Below are 20,717 nucleotides of genomic sequence, written 5' to 3'. Positions count from 1 at the left end.
CATGTGCTGACTTCGACTCCTTACAGCCGGAAGGTTAAGCGCTGACCTCCTTCCGAGGATACGACCCGGAGTCGATGCTTGAGCACGGAACGTCACCCTCCGCCCACCTCGGAACGGACTCCCTCGTGCTCAACGCCCGCACCCTGCCCGACGACGACCCGCGCCGTGGGGCCGAACCGGTCCCGCCGCAGCGGCATGCCCTCTCGCTGCGCTTCACCTCCTCCCCGCGCGGCGCTCAGCTCGCCCGGAAGGCCGCAGTCGGGGGGATGGAGAAGTGGGGCCATCCGCCGACGTCGGACGCCTCGTGCAGCGTCGCCCTCGTCGTCGCGGAACTCGCCGCCAACGCCGTGTGCCACGGCCTCGTGCCCGGAAGGGAGTTCGCCCTGGACCTCGTCCACACCTCCAGCAGCGGTCTCGTCCGCATCGAGGTGTCGGACGCCCACCCGACCCGACCGCCTGCCCACCCCGCCCCGGCCGGCCACGAAGCCGAGTCGGGCCGGGGCCTGCTCATCGTCGACGTCCTCGCCACCCGCTGGGGCACCACCCCGCGCACCCCCGTCGGCAAGACCGTCTGGGCCGAACTGGAGACCGCGCTCTGACGGGACGGCGACTCCGCCGCGCTCAAGGTGGGAGGGGCGAACCTGTCGCGGCGTGGCGATCCCCGTCAGGCCAGTTCTGTGTACGCCCACATCCCGAGCACGATGCAGGCCACCGCCGTCACGGCACCGAGGAGGAACGCGAGCACGTGCTTCCACCACATCAGGGCCCTCCCCTGTCGCTCAGCCACCCCGGGATCGGCTCGTCGAGGCCGTCCATGACGAGGAGGGAGACGACGGCGAAGGAGACCGTGACCATCAGGAAGCCCGCCGCGAACGTCCAGGCGAGCCGCTTCATCGGTGGCACTCCTCCCGCTGTGACCTCGTGGGTCCGCCAGGGGGACGAGCCGGGCCGGGCACGTCACCTCGCGGATCAGCGGGCGTCTTCGTCCCGCTCCTCCTGGCGCTTCGCGCGGTTCTTCTCCTTGAGGCGGGCCGACTCCTTGCGGACCTCGGCCTGGGTGGCCCGCTCCTGGCCCAGCCACTCGGGCTGTTCCGTCTTCAGCGCCTCGATCTGCTCGGTGGTGAGGGGTTCGGTGACGCCCCCACGGGCGAGCCCCGAGATGGAGACGCCCAGCTTCGCCGCGACGACCGGACGCGGGTGCGGGCCGTTGCGGCGCAGTTCGACCAGCCACTCGGGGGGATCGGCCTGCAGCGCGTTCAGCTCGCTGCGCGAGACGACGCCCTCCTGGAACTCGGCGGGCGTGGCCTGGAGGTACACACCCAGCTTCTTCGCCGCGGTCGCGGGCTTCATGGTCTGGGTGTTCTGGCGCGACGTCATGGTGTCCAGGGTATCCAGACCGTGCCGGGCCCCGGCCCCCGACCGGTACCCTGGCGGCCGTGACCAGCTCTTCCCCGGCCTCCCCGTTCCGGGTCGCGTACGTGCCCGGCGTGACGCCGACCAAGTGGGTGCGGATCTGGAACGAGCGGCTGCCCGGCATTCCGCTGGCCCTCGTCCCGGTGAGCGCCGCCGAAGCACCGGATCTGCTGCGGGACGGGGGCGCCGACGCGGGCTTCGTACGGCTGCCGGTCGACCGTACGTACTTCAGCGCGATCCCCCTCTACACCGAGACGACGGTCGTCGTGGCCCCGAAGGATCACGTCGTCACGGTGGTCGACGAGGTCGGGACCGGGGAGCTCGCCGAGGACGTCGTGCTGCATCCCCGGGACGACACCCTCGACTGGGACGACTGGGGGCGCCTGCCCGGCCGGCCGGCGATCGAGCGGCCCGCCACGACGGCGGATGCGATCGAGCTGGTGGCGGCGGGGGTGGGCCTGCTCGTCGTCCCGCAGTCGCTCGCCCGCCTGCACCACCGCAGGGACCTCACGTACCGGCCGGTGACGGACGCCCCGCAGTCACGTGTCGCACTGGCGTGGCCGGAGGCGGCGACCACCGAAAGGGTGGAGGACTTCATCGGGATCGTCCGGGGGCGGACCGTCAACAGCACGCGCGGGCGCACGCAGCCCCCGGCCCAGCCGAAGCGCCCCTCCGCGCGCGGCGCGCAGGACACGCCCGCGCGGGGAAACCGGCGCCGCGGTACCGGGGGCACACGGGGCGGCAAACGCCGCGGGCCCCGCCGCCGGTCGTAGCCCGGAGCAGCGCGCCCGCGCCGCCGGTCGGCGACGGGCGCCCGCTGCCTGCATCAAGCGTGCCGGTAGGTGACCAGCGAGATGTCCAGGGAGTGGAAGCTTCCTCCAGCAGACGTGGCCACAGAGCCCTGTCTGGCGCTTCCGTTCTTCAGGGTTCGGTCAAGCCCGCCCGGATGGCATAGCGGGTCAGTTCCAGACGATCTCGCATTCCGAGTTTCTGCAGGAGGTTCGCGCGGTGGCGCTGCACCGTCTTGACACTGATGAACAGGGTTGCGGCGATCTCCTTGGAGGAGTTGCCCTCCGCGATCAGTTTGAGTACTTCCTCTTCTCGGGCAGTGAGGACTTGGTCCGAGGTGTCCTCTCCACGGGCGGACCGGGCGAGGTAGTTCCGGATCAGCGCCGTGACCGCGCCCGGGTAGACGAAGGGTTCGTTCCGCATCGCTGCGCGGCACGCCGCCAGCAGGTCACGATCGGCGACCGACTTCAGTACGTACCCGCAGGCGCCGGACTTCAGGGCCTGGAAGAAGTACTGCTCGTTGTCGTACATGCTCAGCATGAGAATGCGCAGGCCGGGCTGCTGCGCGGACAACTCCCGGGCTGCTTGCAGACCGGTCATGCGAGGCATCGAGACGTCGAGGATCGCAAGATCGACGGCATGGGTCCGGGCCATCTCGAGGGCCTCTGCCCCGTCTCCCGCTTCCGCGACGACCTCGAGGTCCGGCTCGCTGTCGAGAATCAGCCTCACACCACGACGCACCAGCGCGTGGTCGTCGGCGAGCAGCACCCGGACGGCGGTGGCTTCGGCCATGATCAGGCATTCTCCTCGGTAGCGGGTACGAACAGGGAGACGCGGGTACCGGCCTTCTCGCCGGGGCTGATCTCCAGGGTGGCGCCGACGAGGAGCGCACGTTCCCGCATACCGCGGATCCCGGCACCTTCACGTTCCAGACGGATTCCGCTGCCGTCGTCCTCGATACGCAGCATCACTTCGCCGGGCTCGTGCTGCAACGTCAACCGGATGTGTTGGGCATCGGAGTGGCGGACGGCATTGGTGAGACTCTCCTGGGCGATCCGGTAGAGCACGAGTTCGGTGTCACTGGTCAACGGCGGGAGATCCGGGTCGAACCGGCCTGTGACTTCGAGCCCGGTGTGGGTGGCGAAATCCGTCGTCAGCGATGTCAGAGCGCTGGTCAGCCCCAGGTCTTCCAACACGCCCGGTCTCAGCCGGCGGGCAAGGCGCCGGACCTCGTCCAGACTCTGCCGCGTGGTCTCCTGGGCCTGCCGGACCTCGGCAGCCAGTGGCTCCGGTGCGCGGTCGGCGACCTGTTTCAGACCGAGTAGGACCGCGGTCATGCTTTGGCCGACTTCGTCGTGCAGTTCCTGGGAGAGCCGGCGACGCTCCCCTTCCTGGGCGGACAGAGCGCGTGCGGTGCTGGCCGCACGTTCTGCTTCCAGCCGTTCGAGCATGTCGTTGAAAGTGCGGATCAGGTTGGGTACTCCGCCGTGCCCGGCCACGGAGAGCCGCTGGCCCGGGCGCAGGAGATCAACGGTGGTCATCAGCCGCGTCAAGCGATCGAGGGGGGCCAGACCGATCCGCAACAGAGCAGCGTTCGCCACCAGCATCACCGCTAGGCCGCCGACCAGGATAGCGGCCTCTGTGAGCAGCACCGGCACCGACACGGTGACCGGTGCCCAGAGCAACAGGGCGGTCGCCGCGCCGAGTACCAGAGCGTTGAGCCCGTAGATCCTCCAGAACAGCGACATCGGCGCCGATCTCCTCTCACTCCCTGACCGTCCTCGGCCATTCCGGCTGCTCGGCCCCTCGCAGGAGCGGCGATGACATCGGGCTGACCAGCGTCCACAGCCTGGCGTGCCCACCGGCATTCCGTCGATGGGACACCGCCAGCATCTCAGGGGCTCGGGAAGGGCGGCATGCTTCGCCCCGTACACCATCGGGACCCACCGAAATGGGTTTCGGGACCGATGGAGCACGGCGCCGACCCTGGTCAGGATGGGTTCACAGTTCCGGTGGCCGGGTTGTGGCGGCCCGGCCACCGGCCCTCATCACGGACAAGGAGTGCCCATGCCTCTCGAGAGCACCCGACCCGAGTCTTCTCCTGAGCGCCTGACGTCGCACGAGGTCCGGCAGCGACTCCAGCACGAGCGGAACTCGCGCCTGGCTCAGCTTCAGTCTGTCGCCGATGCCCGGCCGTCGGCGACCGACGATGTGCTCAACGCCCAGAGGAGCTCCGCGAAGCGTGTGCTGAAGGAGATCGACGCGGCTTTCGAGCGCCTGGATGAGGGTCGCTACGGCGATTGCCAGCGGTGCGACCGGCCCATCCCGGTCGAGCGGCTGGAGATCCTGCCCTACGTCCGAGCCTGCGTCGGCTGCCAGCACCTGCTGGGCTGACCTGCGGGCGACCGCGCGCACGGAGATGCGACCCAGCGCCCGCACCCGTCTGGAGTACGAAACGCCCCATGAAGGGTGGATGACATCGTGAGCAACACGAGCATCGGTGGCACGAACCTTCCTCCCGAGGACCTCGCTGCCCTGCGCGCAGACCTGCAGGAACAGCGCCAGTTCCGGTTGCAGCAGGTGTGGCAGTTGTGCGAGCCCGCCACCTCCCGCGCGGATGCTGCACGCACGGAGCGTTGCGCATCCCAGAGGGAGGTGCACGTGAAGTTGGCCGCCTCCGCCCGCATGGTGCTCACCGATGTGAACGCGGCGCTGGAGCGAATGAATCAGGGTAGGTACGGAAGCTGTCACCGCTGTGCCGGGCCCATCGGGATTCGGCTTCTGCGTGTGGTGCCTCAGGCCCGTTACTGCGGGAACTGCCAGCACGTCGGGGAGGCCGTCCGATGACCGGGATGCCGCTTCTCGACACCCGGGGCCGGCGCGGCCGGATCATGAGACTGCCGGTCAGCCGTCTGCGGCCCGGACTCGCTCTCGACCTCGGCAGCGCCCGCACCCGGGCATGGGTGCCGGGTCGGGGTGTCATTCTCGACGTGCCCACCGTCACCTTTTCCGGCATCGGGGCCGTCTATCCCGTCCAGCGGGGGACCATCATCGACACGGAAGGCGCGGCCCGCATGCTGGATCGCCTGCTGGGCCGGGCCTTTCCGCGTTTCGTCCGTCCACTCATCGTGCTGACCACGCCCGTGCTCGGTGGCCCGGCACATCGCAGTTCGGCCCACGCGGCGCTGGCCGTACTGCGACCGCGTGCCGTGTTGACCGTTCCCGGCCCGAGAGCCGTGGCGCTGGCCGCAGACGGTGACCGCCCCGGCGCGGCCCTCGTGGTGGACGTCGGAGCGCATCTCACCGAAGTCGCGTTGCTGGTCGACGGCGCGGTGACCGACGCGTACCGCACGGCCTTGGGGGTCACCGACCTCGACGGCTGTGCCACCGCGGCGGAGCTGGGCGAGGCGGTGGCGAAGATGGTGAAGCAGGTCCTGCGGCACGACCACACCGGACTGTCCCTCGACGCCGTACGACGCGGCCTGCTGCTGGCCGGCGGCGGGGCGCTGCGCCCTGAGTGCGTACATGCCATCGCAGCCCGGCTGAAGGCCTCCGTGCAACCGGTCGCGGCACCGCACACAGCGGCCCTGCGCGGCGCAGCACGGTTGTTGGAGTCGGCTCACGGCCACCCTTCGGCCGCGCCCTGAGCGGGGCTCTGCAGGGCCGCAGGGCGCCAGCACGGCTCGGCTCGCCGGAGGCACCAGCGACTCGCGGGGGACGACTGCGGAACGAAGCCCCCGGGGGCGTCAGGCGTGCTGGTAGGCGACCAGCGAGATGCCGACGTAGTGGACGACGAAGGCGGCGAGGGTCAGGGTGTGGAAGACCTCGTGGAAGCCGAACCAGCGGGGTGAGGGGTTCGGGCGCTTGATGCCGTAGACGATGCCGCCCGCGCTGTAGAGCAGGCCGCCGACGACGACCAGGACCAGCACGGCGATGCCGCCCGCGCGCAGGAACTCGGGCAGGAAGAACACCGCGGCCCAGCCCATCGCGAGGTAGCAGGGCGTGTAGAGCCAGCGCGGGGCGCCGACCCAGAAGACGCGGAAGGCGATGCCGAGGACGGCGGCGATCCAGATGCCCCACAGCAGGACGTCCTGGCGGCCGTCCTCCAGCAGCAGGATGGTCAGCGGCGTGTAGGTCCCCGCGATGATCAGGAAGATGTTCGCGTGGTCCAGCCGCCGCAGCACGGCGTTGGCCCGGTCCCCCCAGTTGCCCCGGTGGTAGAGGGCGCTGGTGCCGAAGAGCAGGCACGCGGTGAGCGTGTAGACGGCGCAGGCCAGGCGGCCCCGGTTGCTGTCGGCGAGCGCGGTCAGGAAGGTGCCGGCGATGAGCACGGCCGGGAACATCCCGGCGTGCAGCCAGCCGCGCATCAGCGGCTTCAGCGGGATGTGAGCCAGGTGGGGGCCCGTGTCGGGATTCTCGGTCCCCTTTTCGGATGTTCTGGTGCCGGCAGCCGCGCTGCCGGGTTGGGACAGGGCGTCGGTCGGGGCAGCAGTCATAGCCGTCAGGCTACCTACGCACCCGTAGGGTCCGGACCCCCGCCGTGCCCGCCGACCTGGAGTGGGATTGCTCACGATTGCTCACCTGAGCGCCCCTCTGGACACATGACACGGGAGGAGACATGATCAGATGAGCGTAGACGGCACCGGATGAGCGTCAGCCACGAATGCATCCGGGCCGCCGCCCCCAAGGGGCACACATCTGCAGAGCAGCCCGGAGGCGGACACACGTGCGACGTCCGCAGCCGGACGACCACCACACCCTCACACCGTCTGGAGCGATCGTGGCGCGCAGTACTGCGGCTCCCACCAGCCCCACCAGCCCCCCGACCGACCACACCGAGCTCGTCGCCTGGGTCGACGAGATCGCCGCCCTCACCGAGCCCGACCGCGTCGTGTGGTGCGACGGCTCGGAGGCCGAGTACGAGCGCCTCGCCGAGGAGCTCGTCGAGAAGGGGACCTTCAAGAAGCTCGACCCGATCAAGCGTCCGAACAGCTACTACGCGGCGTCGGACCCGAGCGACGTCGCCCGCGTGGAGGGCCGGACGTACATCTGCTCCGCGAAGGAGGAGGACGCCGGCCCGACGAACAACTGGAAGGCGCCCGCCGAGATGCGGGAGATCTTCCAGGGCGAGAAGGGCAAGGGCGGGCTGTTCCGCGGCGCGATGCGCGGCCGGACGATGTACGTCGTCCCGTTCTGCATGGGCCCCCTCGGCTCCCCGCTGTCCGCGCTGGGCGTCGAGATCACCGACTCCGCCTACGTCGCCGTCTCCATGCGCACCATGACCCGCATGGGACAGCCCGTGCTGGACGAGCTGGGCTCCGACGGTTTCTTCGTCAAGGCCGTGCACACCCTGGGCGCCCCGCTCGCACCGGGCGAGAAGGACGTGCCGTGGCCGTGCAACGACACCAAGTACATCTCGCACTTCCCCGAGGACCGCGAGATCTGGTCCTTCGGCTCCGGCTACGGCGGCAACGCGCTGCTCGGCAAAAAGTGCTACGCACTGCGCATCGCCTCGGTCATGGCGCGTGACGAGGGCTGGCTCGCGGAGCACATGCTGGTGCTGAAGCTGACCCCGCCGCGCGGCGAGTCCCACTACGTCGCGGCGGCGTTCCCCAGCGCCTGCGGCAAGACCAACCTCGCCATGCTGGAGCCCACCGTCCCGGGCTGGACGGTGGAGACCATCGGCGACGACATCGCCTGGATGCGGTTCGGCGAGGACGGCCGCCTGTACGCGATCAACCCCGAGGCCGGCTTCTTCGGCGTCGCCCCCGGCACCGGCGAGCACACCAACGCCAACGCCATGAAGACCCTGTGGGGCAACTCGGTCTTCACCAACGTCGCCCTGACCGACGACGGCGACGTCTGGTGGGAGGGCATGACCGAGGAGACGCCCGCCCGCCTCACGGACTGGAAGGGCAACGAGTGGACGCCGGAGTCCGGCACCCCGGCCGCCCACCCCAACGCCCGCTTCGCCACCCCGGCCGGGCAGTGCCCGATCATCGCCCCGGAGTGGGAGGACCCTCGCGGCGTGCCGATCTCCGCGATCCTCTTCGGCGGCCGTCGCGCCACGGCCGTGCCGCTGGTGACGGAGTCCTTCAGCTGGCAGCACGGCGTCTTCCTGGGCGCCAACGTGGCCAGCGAGAAGACCGCCGCCGCCGAGGGCAAGGCCGGCGAGCTGCGCCGCGACCCGTTCGCGATGCTGCCCTTCTGCGGCTACAACATGGGCGACTACATGGCCCACTGGGTCAAGATCGGCGCCGAGGCCCCGGACCCCGCGAAGCTGCCGAAGATCTACTACGTCAACTGGTTCAAGAAGAACGACGAGGGCGCGTTCGTCTGGCCGGGCTTCGGCGAGAACAGCCGCGTCCTGAAGTGGATCGTCGGCCGCCTGCGCGGCGACGCGGAGGGCGTCGAGACGCCCATCGGGATCCTGCCGACGAAGGAGTCCCTGGACCGGGACGGGCTGGACCTGTCCGAGAAGGACCTGGACTTCCTGCTCGCGGTGGACAAGGACGTCTGGCGCGACGAGGCGGCACTCGTGCCCGAGCACCTCAACACCTTCGGCGACCACACGCCGACGGAGCTGTGGGACGAGTACCGCGCCCTCGTGCAGCGCCTGGGCTGAGCGCGAACCGCCGGGAGGCTCCCTGCACCCGCAGGGAGCCTCCCGGCCGCCGTCAGCCGTCCCCCCGAACGGGGCAGCGTGGACGCGTACGGTGGGCGCCGCGCCGGGACGCACTCAGACGGCGACGATCGTCACCAGGTCGTCCAGCCCCGTGAAGTCGTCCACGTTCCGGGTGAAGAGCGGCAGGCCCCTCACAGGGGCGACGGCGGCGATCATCAGGTCCAGACGCCGGGGGCGGCGGGGGTTCCGGTCCGCGGCGCGCGTGAGGGAGACCAGCGAGCCGTAGCGCGAGGCGGCGTCACCGTCGTCGAACGGCAGCGGGTCGAAGTCGGCCACGGCCGCCCCGAGCTTCTCCCTCCTCGCGGCCCGGGCCGCCGGAGTACGGCCGGATGCCGGTCAGCCACGGCTGCGCTCCCAGGGGTCGTCCTCACCGACCTCGTCCGCGTCCCCGAGGAAGCCCTCAGCGTCCCGCCTCATGGCGGCGTGGTCGACGCGGGGCAGCGCGCGGTGGCCCGCGGTGGCGCGCGGTGGCGCGCGACCAGCTCCTCGGCCGTGAGCCGGCGCCGGTGCCGTAGGGGACGCAGCTCGGCGACCTCGGTGCCGATACGGGTGAGGTGGTACGTCCCGCGCGCCTCGACCGCATCCATGACGGCAGCGGAGCTGTTGCGGAACTCACGCTGAGTGATGGCCTTCATGCAAGCAACGTAGCCCGGCGTGTCTCAACCGGGCTCCATCTGCCGTTCCGAATCCGCCGTCAGGCGGTTTCCGCGAGGCCGAGGGCCTCGGCGTGCTGCTCCAGGCACGCGGCGGCGAGTTCCGCGGCGGCCAGGTCGTCCCGCGAGGTGGCGATGACCAGCGCCATACCGGCGAGGTTGTGCGCCCGCTGCCGCAGGGCGGTGAGGTGTGCCTCGCCCTCGTCACGTGCGGTCGGCGCCGCCCGGAGCGGTACCCGGCCGCCCCGCAGCCGGGCCGCGGTCTCCGCGAGACGCTCGGCCGCGTCGTCGAGGGCCGGCCCCGGCGTGAGCGCCCGCAACTCGTCGGTCACGGTGAGCAGCGCGGTGAGATGACCGGCCAGCCGGATGTCCAGCTCCTCCGTACGGGACCGGTGCGGCCCGTCCGGCTCGGCCATGGAGTGGACCGACTTCTTGCGGATCGGTTCGTACATGGAGGGCTCCCTGGCGACGTACTGAGGCAGCCATCCTACCTTGGACAAAGTCCAAAGTTGACCCTCTTCGCGGAATGTGCACACGGGAAGGCCCACCGGACCCCACCGGTCATGGCTGTCCGTAACCGTCCAGGAACGTACCGATACGGGTCACCGCGTCCGCCAGCTCCTGCGCCGGGGGCAACGTCACGATGCGGAAGTGGTCCGGCTCCGGCCAGTTGAAGCCCGTGCCGTGCACCACCATGATCTGCTCGGCCCGCAGCAGGTCCAGCACCATCTGCCGGTCGTCCTTGACCTTGAAGACCTTCGGGTCGAGCCGCGGGAAGAGGTACAGCGCACCCTTCGGCTTCACGCACGTCACGCCCGGGATCTGCGTCAGCAGGTCGTACGCCACGTCGCGCTGCTCCAGGATCCGGCCGCCCGGCAGCACCAGCTCCTCGATGGACTGCCGCCCGCCCAGCGCCGTCGCCACCGCGTGCTGCGCCGGCATGTTGGCGCACAGCCGCATGTTGGCCAGGATCGTCAGGCCCTCGATGTAGGACTGCGCGTGGTGCTTCGGCCCGCACACCGCCAGCCAGCCCGAACGGAAGCCCGCCACCCGGTAATTCTTGGACAGCCCGTTGAAGGTGAGCGTCAGCAGGTCGGGCGCCACCACGGCCGTCGGCGTGTGCGTCGCGCCGTCGTACAGGATGCGGTCGTAGATCTCGTCGCTGCACACGATCAGCCCGTGCCGACGGGCGATCTCGGTCAGCCCCCGCAGCATCTCCTCGTCGTACACCGCGCCCGTGGGGTTGTTCGGGTTGATGATCACCAGCGCCTTGGTGCGGTCGGTGATCTTCCGCTCCACGTCCGCCAGGTCGGGCATCCAGTCGGCCTGCTCGTCGCAGCGGTAGTGCACGGCCGTGCCGCCGGACAGCGACACCGCCGCCGTCCACAGCGGATAGTCCGGCGCCGGGACCAGCACCTCGTCGCCGTCGTCCAGCAGCGCCTGCATCGACATCTGGATCAGCTCGGAGACGCCGTTGCCCAGGTACACGTCCTCGACCGACAGCTCGATGCCCTTGGTCTGGTAGTGCTGCATCACCGCGCGGCGGGCCGTGAGCAGCCCCTTCGCGTCGCCGTAGCCGTGCGCGTCGCCCACGTTGCGCACCATGTCCTCGAGGATCTCCGGCGGGCACTCGAAACCGAACGCCGCCGGGTTCCCGGTGTTGAGCTTGAGGATGCGATGACCCGCCGCCTCGAGCCGCATGGCCTCCTCGAGCACCGGGCCACGGATCTCGTAGCAGACGTTGGCGAGCTTGGTCGACTGGATCACCTGCATACCGAAACCATACGGGCGACCCCCTGGAGGCGCCTGGTGTTTTCGGTCACGGCGGACCGACCGGGTGACAATGGAGGCCATGACCTCCGCACCTCCCGACGACGCCCCCGTCCCACCCGCCGGACGACGGCCCGGACTGCGGGAGCGCAAGAAGATCCGCACCCGCAAGACGATCCGGGCCGCCGCCTACCGGCTCTTCGCCGAACACGGCTACGACGCCACGCCCGTGGACCGCATCGCCGAGGCCGCGGAGGTCTCCCCCAGCACCGTCTTCCGCTACTTCCCCACCAAGGAGGACATCGTCCTCACCGACGAGTACGACCCGCTCGTCGAAGAGGCGCTCCGTCGGCGCCCGGCCGCCGAGCCGCCCGTCCGCGCCCTGCGCGAGGCGCTGTCCGAGGTGCTCGCGCAGTCCTACGAGGAGGACCTGGCCGAGGCCCACCAGCGACTCCGCCTCATCCGCGACGTGCCCACCATCCGGGCCCGGATGTTCGAGCACAACGCGGAGACCAGCCGTCTGCTCACCCGCGTGCTCTCCGAACGCACCGGCCGCCCCGAGGACGACCTCGAACTCCGCGTCGTCACCGGCGCGATGCTCGGCGCGCTCACGGAGGCGATGGTGCTGTGGGCCGAACGCGGCATGCACGGCGACCTCTGGGAACCGGTCGGCCGCGCCCTCGACGTCCTCGAACGCGGCCTCACCCTCTGAGACTCCGCCCGCAGCCACAGCGGACGCCCGCACCAGGACTCCGCCCGGCCCCGAAATCGCGTTGCGGCCCGGACACCGGCTCCCTAGCGTTTGCCTCCTCCGGGGCCGGGGAGGCCGCGCCCTGCCAGCACCCGGTCCGCGGCCGCAGGCCGGCGGACCGGAGAAGCGGAACGCCATGTCCTCGCAGCTGTTCGCGCTCGGCATCGACGCCCACGACCCCCGCGTCCTGGCACACTTCTGGGCCGGCGTCCTGGGCTGGAAACCGGCGGACGCCGCCCCCGACGACCCCCGCGACGGCATCACCCTCCTGCCGGGCGACGGCGACGACACCGGCTTCCGGATCCGCCTCCTCCCCTCGCAGGAGCCGAAGGCGGGCCCGAACCGGATGCACTTCGACCTGACGAGCACCTCCCCGGAGCAGCAGCAGGAGACGGTCGCCAGAGCCCTCGAACTCGGCGGCCGGCACATCGACGTCGGACAGCGCCCCGAAGAGGGCCACGTGGTGCTCGCCGACCCCGAGGGCAACGAGTTCTGCGTCCTGGAGTCGGGCAACCGCTTCCTCGCCGAATGCGGCTTCGTGGGAGCGCTCGCCTGCGACGGTTCCCAGCAGGTCGGCTATTTCTGGAGCGAGGCGCTCGGCTGGCCCCTGGTCTGGGACCAGGACGAGGAGACCGCGATCCGCTCGCCGCACGGCGGCCCGAAGATCACCTGGGGCGGCCCACCCGTGGCCCCCCAGTCCGGCAGGAACCGGCTGCACTTCGACCTCGCCCCGTCCGCCGGCGGCGACCAGCAGGCGGAGGTCGACCGCCTCCTCGCCCTCGGCGCCACCCGGCTCGACGTCGCAGAGAACGACCCGGAGCGGGGTGCCCCGGAGCGCGTCCTCCTCGCCGATCCCGACGGCACCGAGTTCTGCGTCCTGACGCCCCGGTAGCGCGGCGCCTCGCGCGCCGCGCGGGCCGCAGGGGCGCCCTTCACCCGGTGCGCAGCGCCTCGGCGAGCGTGTCGGGGTCCGTCGTGGGCGCCGCACAGACGAAACCGCGGCACACGTACGCCGCCGCGCGGCCTCCGACCAGCGGCCGGTCCGCCAGCAGCGGCTGCGCCGCGCCCGGCTCGCCCACGGCGACCACCGCGCCGGGCGCCGTCCCCAGCAGCGCCACCCGGTGCAGCCCGGACCGCGCCGGATCGTCCGCCTCACCGACGACCGCGACCTCCCGCGGCCCGTCCAGCAGCGCCTCCCCGGCCGCCAGCCCCCAGCCGATGAACCGCGCCGCGCGCGGCCCCAGCGCCCGTACGACCCCCAGCGCCCGTTCCGCCGCCGCCCGGTACCGGCTCTCGCCGGTGTGGGCCGCGTACGACAGCAGCGCCGCCGCCGCGGCGGTCCAGCCGGACGGCGTCGCGCCGTCCGTCGGGTCCTGCGGGCGCCGGATCAGCCGCTCCGCGTCGTCCGCGGTGTCGAACAGCGTGCCGTCGTCGGCGGTGAAGTGCCGCAGCACCGCCTCCAGCAGCGTGCCGGACACCTCCAGCCACGGCGTCTCACCCGTCACCGCGTACAGCGCCATCAGGCCCTCGGCGACGTCCGCGTAGTCCTCCAGCACACCCGCGCTCGGCCCGGCCACGCCGTCCCGCGACGTGCGCACCAGCCGGCCCCGGTCGTCGGTGTGCACCGCGAGCAGCAGGTCCGCCGCCGCGCTCGCCGCCTCCACCAGGTCGGGGCGGTCGAAGTACGCGCCGGTCTCGGCGAGCGCCGCGACCGCCAGACCGTTCCACGCGGCGACGACCTTGTCGTCCCGCCCGGGACGCGGCCGCCCCTCCCGCGCGGCGAACAACCGCTCCCGCACGGACGCGAGCCGCTCCGCCTCCCCCGCGTCCTCGGCCTCCGCGGGCAGTTGCAGCACCGATGCGCCCTCCTCGAAGGTGCCGCCCTCCGTCACCGCGTAACGGGCCGCCGCGAACGCCCCGTCGTCCTCGCCCAGCACCTCGGCGAGCTGCGCGGGCGTCCACACGAAGAACGCGCCCTCCTTGTGGGCACCGGACCCGTCGTCGCTGTCGGCGTCCAGCGCGGACGCGAACCCGCCCTGCTCGGTGCGGAGTTCCCGCACGATGAAGTCCGCCGTCTCCAGCGCGACCCGCCGCGCCAGTTCGCTGCCGGTCGCCCGCCACAGGTGCGCGTACACCCGGCACAGCAGCGCGTTGTCATACAGCATCTTCTCGAAGTGCGGCACCACCCACTCCGCGTCCACGGAGTAGCGGGCGAAGCCGCCGCCGAGCTGGTCGTAGATCCCGCCGCGCGCCATCGCCTCGCAGGTGGCGTCGACCATCTGCAGCGCACCGTCCGAACCGGTGCGCGCGTGGTGGCGCAGCAGGAACTCCAGCGCCATGGACGGCGGGAACTTCGGCGCCCCGCCGAACCCGCCGCGCTTCTCGTCGAACTCGCGGGTGAGCCCCAGCAGCGCGGCGCCCATCTCCTCCTCGCCGGGAGGCTGCGGGCCGTCGTACTTCAGCGTCCGCCCGGCCAGTTCGCCGGAGATCCGCTTCGCCACGTCGGCGACCTCGCCGCGCCGGTCGGCCCACGCGGTGGCCACGCCGTCCAGCACCTGCCGGAACGACGGCATGCCGTGCCGGGGCTGCGGGGGGAAGTACGTGCCGAAGTAGAACGGCTCCGCCCCGGGCGTGAGGAAGACCGTCATCGGCCAGCCGCCCTGCCCGGTGGCGGCCTGCACGGCCTCCATGTACACGGCGTCCACGTCGGGCCGCTCCTCGCGGTCCACCTTCACGGACACGAAGTGCGCGTTCAGGTACGCGGCCGTCTCGTCGTCCTCGAAGGACTCGTGCGCCATCACATGACACCAGTGGCACGAGCTGTATCCGACCGACAGCAGAACGGGCACGTCGCGCCGCCGTGCTTCGTCGAAGGCCGCTTGGCTCCAGTGCCACCAGTGCACCGGGTTGTCGGCGTGCTGGAGCAGGTACGGGGACTGGGAGTCGGCCAGTCGGTTCATGGCGCCATCGTCGCACGATCCGGCCCGTCCGGCCCAACCCGCGGGCCGGAACCAGGGCGCAGACGGGGCCGGCGTACGTTCACCCGGCATGACGGGGTCGTCACCCCGCGCACCCGGCTGAGTGCACGAGGAATCCCGGCAGTGTCCCGAGGACGGACGCGCGCGGTGGCCCTCGCCGGCGCCCGGGGTGGGGAACCACGGTTCAGAGTCCCATCAGTTCCCTCTGCTCGGCGGTGTGGTGGTCGCCCGCGGCCATCGGGAGGGCGTCGAGGCGGGCGAGCTGGGCGGCTGTCAGTTCCACCGTCTCCGCCGCGGTGTTCTCCTCGACCCGGGTGACGCGACGGGTGCCGGGGATGGGCACGACGTCGTCGCCCCGCGCGAGCAGCCAGGCCAGGGCGGTCTGGGCCGGTGTCACCCCCGCCTCGGCGGCGACGGCCTCCACCGCGTCGGCGATGGGCTGGTTGCGCCGGAAGTTGTCCCCCGTGAACCGGGGGTTGGTCGCCCGCAGGTCGGTGTCGTCGAAGTCGTCGGTCGAACGGACCCCGCCGGTGAGGAACCCGTGGCCGAGCGGCGAGTAGGCCACGAAGCCGATGCCCAGCTCCCGCAGCGCCGGCAGGACCTCGGCCTCGGGGTCGCGGGTCCACAGGGAGTACTCCGACTGCAATGCGGTGACCGGGTGCACCGCGTGGGCACGGCGGATGGTGCCGACGCCGGCCTCGGAGAGACCGATGTGGCGGACCTTCCCCTCGGCGACCAGTTCGGCAAGGGCACCGACGGTGTCCTCCACGGGTGTGCCCGGGTCGACCCGATGCTGGTAGTACAGATCGATGTAGTCGGTTCCCAGGCGCCGCAAGGAGCCCTCGACGCTGGTGCGGACGTTGGCCGGGCTGCTGTCGGGCACGCCGGGGCCGCCGCCCGCGTGGGAGACGAGGCCGAACTTCGTCGCCACCACGACGTCGTCGCGGCGCCCCCTGATCGCGCGGCCGACGAGCTCCTCGTTGGTGAACGGGCCGTAGATCTCGGCCGTGTCGAGGAAGGTGACGCCCAGCTCCAGCGCCCGGTGGACGGCGCGGACCGATTCGGCGTCACTCTTTCCCGACCCGGTGTAGCCGAAGGACATCCCCATGGCGCCCAGCCCGATCCGGGACACCTCGAGGTCACCCAGCTTGATGTGTTTCACGCGTCTCTCCGTGCGGGGGAAGGGGCGCCCGGCCGGTGCACCGGCTCGTGCACCGGCCGGGACATCGGAACGTCCGGAACGTCGGAACGTCGCGGGTTCCGGGATCAGACCTCGTACTCGACGCCGACGCCGCCGAAGTGGAGCCGGCCCTGCACGACGACCTGGTCGCCGTTCTTGTCGTAGCCGGTGAGCAGGCCGGCCTCCATGAGCCGGAGCACGATCTGCGTGGTGAGCTCCTGCTTGCCGACCCGGCCGAGCCGCTTGACCAGCGCCTTGTACCCGAACTCCTCCTCCGCGAGGTCCTGGAAGACCTGCCGGACCTCCTCGTCCATGGAGTACTGCGCCATGTCGAGCCCCTCCTGGTTGGAGAGGATCTCCCGCTGTTCGAGGCGGAAGCTGAGCGGCTCGACCCGGTAGTGCGGCTTCAGCAGGACCTTGCCGCCCGTCCACCGGAACCGGGTGATGCGGTTGAGCCGCTTGGTCAGGTCGCTGATCCAGCGCACCCGGGCTGCGTTCAGCTCGTCCTCGGAGAAGTCGTCGCTCAGTTCGGGGCGCTGGTGCTTCCCGATGGAGATCATCGTGGACGCCCGGTCACGGAAGTCGGCGACCGAGGTGCCGGATTCCTCCTGCCCGTCGCCGGTCAGCTTCTCGAACCACTGCCTGCGGCTCAGGCGGTCGTCGTCGGACTCGGTGATCCGCCGCTTGCGCCAGAACTCGGAGTCCGGCTCGGTGAAGGACGCGAACGTGTAGAAGGACGCGAGGAACTGGTGGTACTGCTCGTAGGCCTCGCGGTAGGTGCGGTTGTACCAGGCGTGTACGGCGTCGCGTTCTTCCTCGTTGCGGGTGATCCGGTCGATCGCCGCGGCGGCGGAGACGGCCGACTGCGAGGCCAGGTGCACTCCCTGGGAGAACAGCGGGTCGGTGAAGCACGCGGCGTCCCCGCAGAGGAAGTAGCGGTCGGCGGAGAACACCTCGGTGTCGTAGGACCAGTCGTGCACGATCCGGACCTCGTCGGCCTGGTCCGCTCCGGCCAGGAGTTCGGTGGCCTGGGTGCACTTCGCCAGGGTGGACCGGTAGAACTCGTCGGCGCCCATCTCCCGCACCTCGGCGGACTTGGAGCGGTCCACGACGAGACCGACGCTGTAGAGGTCGTCCTTGACCGGGATCATCCAGACCCAGCCGTCCTCGAAGGTGATCGAGTACGTGGTGCCCTTGAGGTCTCCCTTGAACGGGTCCTCCATCGTGAAGTACGACCAGACCGCGAAGTTCTTGTAGAACTCGTCGTACCTGCGCACTCCGAGCTTGCGGACCAGGGGTCCGCCCGAGCCGCCCGCGTCGATGACGAAGTCGCCCTCGACGGTCGTCGTCTCGTCGCCCTGCCGGACCGTCAGGGCGACGCCCTCGGGGCGGGAGAGGTCGACGTCGGTCACGGTGGCCTCCTCGACGACCGTGACGCCACGCGCCCTGGCCTCGTCGAGCAGGAGCTGGTCGAACTCGTCCCGCTTGACCTGGATGGCGTGGTCGAACACCCACGGCGCGACCTTCGGCGCCGCGAACGAGAAGGTCCAGGGCGCCTGGTCCTGCCCCCAGAGGAAGGTGGCGGACGGCTTCTTCACGTAGTTCTGCGCGTCGATCCTCTCCTGGAGTCCGAGCCGGTTCAGGATCGACATCGTGCCGGGCAGCAGGGACTCGCCGATGCGGTAGCGCGGGAACCTGGTGCGCTCGTACACCGCGACGTCGTGGCCGAGCTTCTGCAAGGTGAGGGCCGCAACACAGCCGGCGGGGCCGCCGCCGATGATCGACACCTTCGATCGTGCCATCTGTTCTCCCTGGGACAAACGGAAGGAACGGCGCGTCCGGTCGGCCGCGCGTTCCGGTGTGAACGGGTGCGTGAGGTTCGGTCAGGTCTTGCCGGGGCGCGACGACGACCGCACCTTCTTGAGGCGTTCCGACATCCCCACGGAGTCGACCACGCTGATCTTCGAAGGAATCTTGAACGGCTCGACCTTGTCGGCGAGGAATTCGAGGACGTGCTTCCGCAGGGCCGCGCGGTTCGGTTCCCCCAGCGGTTTGATGTCCACGCACACGGTCTGCCCGGTGATCGCGTTCGGCCTGCCGTAGACCACGCAGTCCTCGACGAGCGGACTGCCCAGCAACACGGATTCCAGTTCGAGCGGGAGGAGTTTCTCGCCACCGACGTTGATGACTTCCTTCGCCCGGCCCCTGATCCTGAGGTACCCGTCCGCGGTCTCCTCGACCAGATCTCCGGTCCTGAACCAGTGGTCCTCGGTGAGCGAGTCGTCGCCGTAGTTCAGGTACCCGAGGAACTGGGTCCTGCTCTTGAGCTGGAGTTCGCCGTCGACGATCCGGTATTCCACGTGGGCGTCCGAGATCTTGAAGTAGGTGCTGCTCGACGACTCGCTGGTCGTCGTCGCGATCCCGGTCTCGCTCGTGCCGAAGGTCTGGAGCAGCCGCACTCCGGGAAAGTTCCGGTTGACGCGCTTGAGCAGTTCGTCGGACATCGGTTCGGTGCCGTAGGTGACCAGCCGCAGACTGCTGAGATCGTAGGTGCGGTGATAGCCGCCCATGAGGATCAGATTGAGGAACGTCGGGCTCGCGGGCAGTACCCGGATGCCGTGACGCTCGATCAGCCGGCAGATCTCCTCGGGGGCGCGGTCGCGCGGCAGGACCGCGGTGCTGCCGACGAGAAGCGCGCTGAGCAGGGAGTTGATGCCACCGATGTGGTCGAACATCAGCACCATGAGGATGTTCAGCGGGGTTTCGCTGCGCCGGGGGCGCTTCTCCAGCTTCTCCCCGACCAGCGCGTCGAGGCTGTGCAGGATGACCTTCGGGGCGCCGGTGCTGCCGCTGCTGAGCAGGACGAGTCCCGCGGCCTTCTCGTCGCTGAGCCGACCGATCATGGCGGCGGGTCCGGACGACGGAGCCGCGAGCTCCTCGACACCGAGTTCGGCACCGTCCGGCGTCACCAGGAACCGGGGCCGGCAGTGCTCGGTGACGGTGTCCAGGTCCCGCTCGTTGAGCGTCACCAGCGGGACGACGACGTTCCTGTTGAGGAACAGGGCGAGCAGGGTCGCTATGGAACCCAGCGAGTAGTTGCCGTTCACGACCACGACGTCGTGCGGAGCCACACCGTGCTTCTCCAGTACATCCTGCGTGTACCGGATCCGCTCCAGGAGTTCCCGGTAGGTGAATCCGTCCGCCTGATCGAGTATCGCGGTTCGCGTGCCGAAGTTCGTGAACCGCCGTATCAGTTCGTCCCGCACTCAGTGCACCCCCCCAAGGAATAGCGTCTCGCCGGTGACGAAAGCCGATTGCCGTCCGATGAGGAATTCAACGGGCCCTGTGATGTCGGACGTCGTGCACATGCGCCGTATCGCCTGGCGTTCGATCAGTGCGTCGATGTGGGACTGTGCGACCGTCCGGGTGAGCACCGTGCGGACCGGTGGCAGCCCGATGGCGTTGACCCGGACACCGAAGCCGGACAGCTCCTTGCTCATGACCCGGACGAGTTGCTCGACCGCGCTCTTGCTTGCCGAGTAGGCCAGATGCCCCTCCAGCGCCCAGGGCACCGCGATCGTGCTCACGTTCAGGATCGCGGCACTCGGCTCGTCCGACTTGCGCAGCAGTTTCACGGCCTCGCGGCAACAGTTCAGGACGGCGAAGAAGTTGACGTCGAAGATGTCCCTGGCGACGGATTCCGGAGTCGTCATGAAGTGGTTCATGGTGGACGTGCCCGCGTTGTTGATCAACGCGTCCAGGTGACCGTGCTCTTTCCGTACCGCACGGAACATCTTCTTGACCTGGGAGAGGTCGGTGACGTCGACCTGATGGTGCCCGTAACGCGGGTGGTCGATGGCGGACGGTTTCCTGCTGCACCCGATGACGTCGTGCCCGGTCTCGAGGAAGTGCTCGGCAAGTGACCTGCCGATCCCGGTCCGGGTGCCGGTGATCATTATTTTCATGCGGTCACGCCGCGTCGGCACCGACCAACTGCAGCTCCTCCTCAATGAACGCGATCAGCCGACGGACACTGCTGAACGGACTCACCCGGAGTGAGACGGCCTTCTCCGAAGCGAGAGTGACCTCCACCTCGAATTCATCCTCAAGACTTTCCTCCACCTGCGAGAGGAAGGCCACGAGATACATCGACTCGAATATCCCGTCATTGCCGTAGAGGCACAGGTCGAGGACATTGTCGGTGGGTATCTTCTCTTCGCGCATCGTGTTGATGTCGTCGATCGCATCGACGATGATCTGCAGGATTCGATCCGTCAAGGCCGGCCTCCCTCTACTGGGCCCTATTCAGATGCGTCAGAGCCAACGCCCGGACCTTTATCGCATACGCCGGTGCGACGCGCAAGAGTCGTTCAGAATGCGCGAACGACTGTGCAACTGCGCTGTTGCTCACTTGCACGGCGACCTCTCGACCAGGCCCCGACCTGCACTTACGCCGCCGGTCGGCCCCGCCTGCCTCTCTCCTCGCACGGACGTGCTC

Annotated in this window: 23 protein-coding genes; 8 read left to right on the top strand and 15 right to left on the bottom strand. The window is 70.2% G+C overall.

The genetic code is table 11. From position 1 onward, the window contains the following. The first annotated feature begins 74 nt into the window (after positions 1 to 74). Positions 75 to 599, top strand: coding sequence for an ATP-binding protein (locus RM572_RS19700; RefSeq protein WP_311674672.1), 525 nt, complete (start codon positions 75 to 77; stop codon positions 597 to 599). Between the two features lie 160 nt (positions 600 to 759). Here the strand turns inward: RM572_RS19700 and RM572_RS19695 are convergent, their stop codons facing one another. Next, positions 760 to 894 (bottom strand): hypothetical protein, encoded by a 135-nt coding sequence (locus RM572_RS19695; protein WP_311674671.1) that lies wholly within the window; start codon positions 892 to 894, stop codon positions 760 to 762. Positions 895 to 969: 75 nt separating this feature from the next. Next, on the bottom strand, positions 970 to 1,377 hold the full coding sequence (locus RM572_RS19690) for a DUF5997 family protein (protein ID WP_311674670.1): 408 nt from the start codon (positions 1,375 to 1,377) through the stop codon (positions 970 to 972). A gap of 59 nt (positions 1,378 to 1,436) precedes the next feature. Here RM572_RS19690 and RM572_RS19685 point away from each other — a divergent pair, with 59 nt between their 5' ends. Further along, positions 1,437 to 2,186 carry a LysR family substrate-binding domain-containing protein gene (locus RM572_RS19685; RefSeq protein WP_311674669.1) on the top strand — a complete coding sequence of 250 codons (750 nt, stop codon included), beginning with the start codon at positions 1,437 to 1,439 and terminating at the stop codon, positions 2,184 to 2,186. Between the two features lie 148 nt (positions 2,187 to 2,334). On the opposite strand, the gene RM572_RS19680 is transcribed toward RM572_RS19685, so the two are convergent. Both RM572_RS19680 and RM572_RS19675 read right to left on the bottom strand, forming a co-directional pair. After that, positions 2,335 to 2,994 carry a response regulator transcription factor gene (locus tag RM572_RS19680; RefSeq protein WP_311674668.1) on the bottom strand — a complete coding sequence of 220 codons (660 nt, stop codon included), beginning with the start codon at positions 2,992 to 2,994 and terminating at the stop codon, positions 2,335 to 2,337. A gap of 2 nt (positions 2,995 to 2,996) precedes the next feature. After that, entirely contained in the window at positions 2,997 to 3,950 is a 954-nt protein-coding gene (locus RM572_RS19675) for a sensor histidine kinase (protein ID WP_311674667.1), read from the bottom strand. Positions 3,951 to 4,269: 319 nt separating this feature from the next. Between RM572_RS19675 and RM572_RS19670 the strand changes: the two genes are divergently transcribed. The 3 genes from RM572_RS19670 (at position 4,270) to RM572_RS19660 (ending at position 5,849) form a co-directional block, all read left to right on the top strand. Next, a complete protein-coding gene (locus tag RM572_RS19670; protein ID WP_311674666.1) occupies positions 4,270 to 4,596 on the top strand; it encodes a TraR/DksA family transcriptional regulator in 327 nt (108 codons plus the stop codon). Positions 4,597 to 4,683: 87 nt separating this feature from the next. Further along, positions 4,684 to 5,049, top strand: a complete 366-nt coding sequence (locus RM572_RS19665) for a TraR/DksA family transcriptional regulator (RefSeq protein ID WP_394813647.1) — start codon at positions 4,684 to 4,686, stop codon at positions 5,047 to 5,049. Further along, a complete protein-coding gene (locus RM572_RS19660; protein ID WP_394813646.1) occupies positions 5,046 to 5,849 on the top strand; it encodes a rod shape-determining protein in 804 nt (267 codons plus the stop codon). Before RM572_RS19665 ends, RM572_RS19660 begins: the two co-directional genes overlap by 4 nt. A 99-nt stretch (positions 5,850 to 5,948) precedes the next feature. Here RM572_RS19660 and trhA read toward each other — a convergent pair whose 3' ends face one another. Continuing rightward, positions 5,949 to 6,569, bottom strand: coding sequence for a PAQR family membrane homeostasis protein TrhA (trhA, locus tag RM572_RS19655; RefSeq protein WP_051308460.1), 621 nt, complete (start codon positions 6,567 to 6,569; stop codon positions 5,949 to 5,951). A 413-nt stretch (positions 6,570 to 6,982) separates the two neighbouring features. On the opposite strand from trhA, the gene RM572_RS19650 reads away from it, so the two are divergent. Continuing rightward, on the top strand, positions 6,983 to 8,827 hold the full coding sequence (locus RM572_RS19650; protein ID WP_311674665.1) for a phosphoenolpyruvate carboxykinase (GTP): 1,845 nt from the start codon (positions 6,983 to 6,985) through the stop codon (positions 8,825 to 8,827). 114 nt (positions 8,828 to 8,941) lie between these two features. Here the strand turns inward: RM572_RS19650 and RM572_RS19645 are convergent, their stop codons facing one another. The 4 genes from RM572_RS19645 to RM572_RS19630 form a co-directional block, all read right to left on the bottom strand. Further along, positions 8,942 to 9,163 (bottom strand): PIN domain-containing protein, encoded by a 222-nt coding sequence (locus RM572_RS19645; protein ID WP_311674664.1) that lies wholly within the window; start codon positions 9,161 to 9,163, stop codon positions 8,942 to 8,944. 137 nt (positions 9,164 to 9,300) lie between these two features. After that, positions 9,301 to 9,522, bottom strand: a complete 222-nt coding sequence (locus RM572_RS19640; RefSeq protein ID WP_311674663.1) for a PhdYeFM domain-containing protein — start codon at positions 9,520 to 9,522, stop codon at positions 9,301 to 9,303. A 59-nt stretch (positions 9,523 to 9,581) separates the two neighbouring features. After that, positions 9,582 to 9,992: an SCO4983 family protein gene (locus RM572_RS19635; protein ID WP_311674662.1), complete on the bottom strand. Its 411-nt coding sequence runs from the start codon at positions 9,990 to 9,992 to the stop codon at positions 9,582 to 9,584. Between the two features lie 109 nt (positions 9,993 to 10,101). Further along, positions 10,102 to 11,313, bottom strand: coding sequence for a pyridoxal phosphate-dependent aminotransferase (locus tag RM572_RS19630; protein ID WP_027764325.1), 1,212 nt, complete (start codon positions 11,311 to 11,313; stop codon positions 10,102 to 10,104). Positions 11,314 to 11,383: 70 nt separating this feature from the next. Here RM572_RS19630 and RM572_RS19625 point away from each other — a divergent pair, with 70 nt between their 5' ends. Further along, positions 11,384 to 12,022 (top strand): TetR/AcrR family transcriptional regulator, encoded by a 639-nt coding sequence (locus tag RM572_RS19625; protein ID WP_394813652.1) that lies wholly within the window; start codon positions 11,384 to 11,386, stop codon positions 12,020 to 12,022. A gap of 175 nt (positions 12,023 to 12,197) precedes the next feature. Then, positions 12,198 to 12,953 (top strand): VOC family protein, encoded by a 756-nt coding sequence (locus RM572_RS19620; RefSeq protein ID WP_311674660.1) that lies wholly within the window; start codon positions 12,198 to 12,200, stop codon positions 12,951 to 12,953. A 40-nt stretch (positions 12,954 to 12,993) separates the two neighbouring features. On the opposite strand, the gene RM572_RS19615 is transcribed toward RM572_RS19620, so the two are convergent. The 6 genes from RM572_RS19615 to RM572_RS19590 form a co-directional block, all read right to left on the bottom strand. Continuing rightward, the gene (locus RM572_RS19615; RefSeq protein ID WP_311674659.1) at positions 12,994 to 15,021 is read right to left on the bottom strand and encodes a thioredoxin domain-containing protein; all 2,028 of its coding nucleotides are present in this window, start codon (positions 15,019 to 15,021) and stop codon (positions 12,994 to 12,996) included. 202 nt (positions 15,022 to 15,223) lie between these two features. After that, positions 15,224 to 16,201: an aldo/keto reductase gene (locus tag RM572_RS19610; RefSeq protein ID WP_311674658.1), complete on the bottom strand. Its 978-nt coding sequence runs from the start codon at positions 16,199 to 16,201 to the stop codon at positions 15,224 to 15,226. 104 nt (positions 16,202 to 16,305) lie between these two features. Beyond that, complete coding sequence (cmlS, locus tag RM572_RS19605; RefSeq protein WP_311674657.1) at positions 16,306 to 18,021, bottom strand: chloramphenicol-biosynthetic FADH2-dependent halogenase CmlS; 1,716 nt, start codon at positions 18,019 to 18,021, stop codon at positions 16,306 to 16,308. Between the two features lie 81 nt (positions 18,022 to 18,102). Further along, complete coding sequence (locus RM572_RS19600) at positions 18,103 to 19,485, bottom strand: class I adenylate-forming enzyme family protein (protein ID WP_311674656.1); 1,383 nt, start codon at positions 19,483 to 19,485, stop codon at positions 18,103 to 18,105. After that, the gene (locus tag RM572_RS19595) at positions 19,486 to 20,175 is read right to left on the bottom strand and encodes an SDR family NAD(P)-dependent oxidoreductase (protein ID WP_311674655.1); all 690 of its coding nucleotides are present in this window, start codon (positions 20,173 to 20,175) and stop codon (positions 19,486 to 19,488) included. Positions 20,176 to 20,188: 13 nt separating this feature from the next. After that, a complete protein-coding gene (locus tag RM572_RS19590) occupies positions 20,189 to 20,497 on the bottom strand; it encodes a hypothetical protein (protein ID WP_311674653.1) in 309 nt (102 codons plus the stop codon). Positions 20,498 to 20,717 lie beyond the last annotated feature (220 nt).

The organism is Streptomyces hazeniae (genome assembly GCF_031845485.1).
GTDB lineage: Bacteria > Actinomycetota > Actinomycetes > Streptomycetales > Streptomycetaceae > Streptomyces > Streptomyces hazeniae.
This window is presented reverse-complemented; position numbering and strand designations above follow the sequence as displayed.

Coding starts and splice junctions, on each gene's coding strand:
- trhA (WP_051308460.1), bottom strand. CDS start 6,569: ATGCGCGGCTGGCTGCACGCCGGGATGTTCCCGGCCGTGCTCATCGCC.
- RM572_RS19630 (WP_027764325.1), bottom strand. CDS start 11,313: ATGCAGGTGATCCAGTCGACCAAGCTCGCCAACGTCTGCTACGAGATC.
- RM572_RS19625 (WP_394813652.1), top strand. CDS start 11,384: ATGGAGGCCATGACCTCCGCACCTCCCGACGACGCCCCCGTCCCACCC.
- RM572_RS19700 (WP_311674672.1), top strand. CDS start 75: ATGCTTGAGCACGGAACGTCACCCTCCGCCCACCTCGGAACGGACTCC.
- RM572_RS19690 (WP_311674670.1), bottom strand. CDS start 1,377: ATGACGTCGCGCCAGAACACCCAGACCATGAAGCCCGCGACCGCGGCG.
- RM572_RS19635 (WP_311674662.1), bottom strand. CDS start 9,992: ATGTACGAACCGATCCGCAAGAAGTCGGTCCACTCCATGGCCGAGCCG.
- RM572_RS19675 (WP_311674667.1), bottom strand. CDS start 3,950: ATGTCGCTGTTCTGGAGGATCTACGGGCTCAACGCTCTGGTACTCGGC.
- RM572_RS19595 (WP_311674655.1), bottom strand. CDS start 20,175: ATGATCACCGGCACCCGGACCGGGATCGGCAGGTCACTTGCCGAGCAC.
- RM572_RS19660 (WP_394813646.1), top strand. CDS start 5,046: ATGACCGGGATGCCGCTTCTCGACACCCGGGGCCGGCGCGGCCGGATC.
- RM572_RS19615 (WP_311674659.1), bottom strand. CDS start 15,021: ATGAACCGACTGGCCGACTCCCAGTCCCCGTACCTGCTCCAGCACGCC.
- RM572_RS19620 (WP_311674660.1), top strand. CDS start 12,198: ATGTCCTCGCAGCTGTTCGCGCTCGGCATCGACGCCCACGACCCCCGC.
- RM572_RS19680 (WP_311674668.1), bottom strand. CDS start 2,994: ATGGCCGAAGCCACCGCCGTCCGGGTGCTGCTCGCCGACGACCACGCG.
- RM572_RS19640 (WP_311674663.1), bottom strand. CDS start 9,522: ATGAAGGCCATCACTCAGCGTGAGTTCCGCAACAGCTCCGCTGCCGTC.
- RM572_RS19695 (WP_311674671.1), bottom strand. CDS start 894: ATGAAGCGGCTCGCCTGGACGTTCGCGGCGGGCTTCCTGATGGTCACG.
- RM572_RS19670 (WP_311674666.1), top strand. CDS start 4,270: ATGCCTCTCGAGAGCACCCGACCCGAGTCTTCTCCTGAGCGCCTGACG.
- cmlS (WP_311674657.1), bottom strand. CDS start 18,021: ATGGCACGATCGAAGGTGTCGATCATCGGCGGCGGCCCCGCCGGCTGT.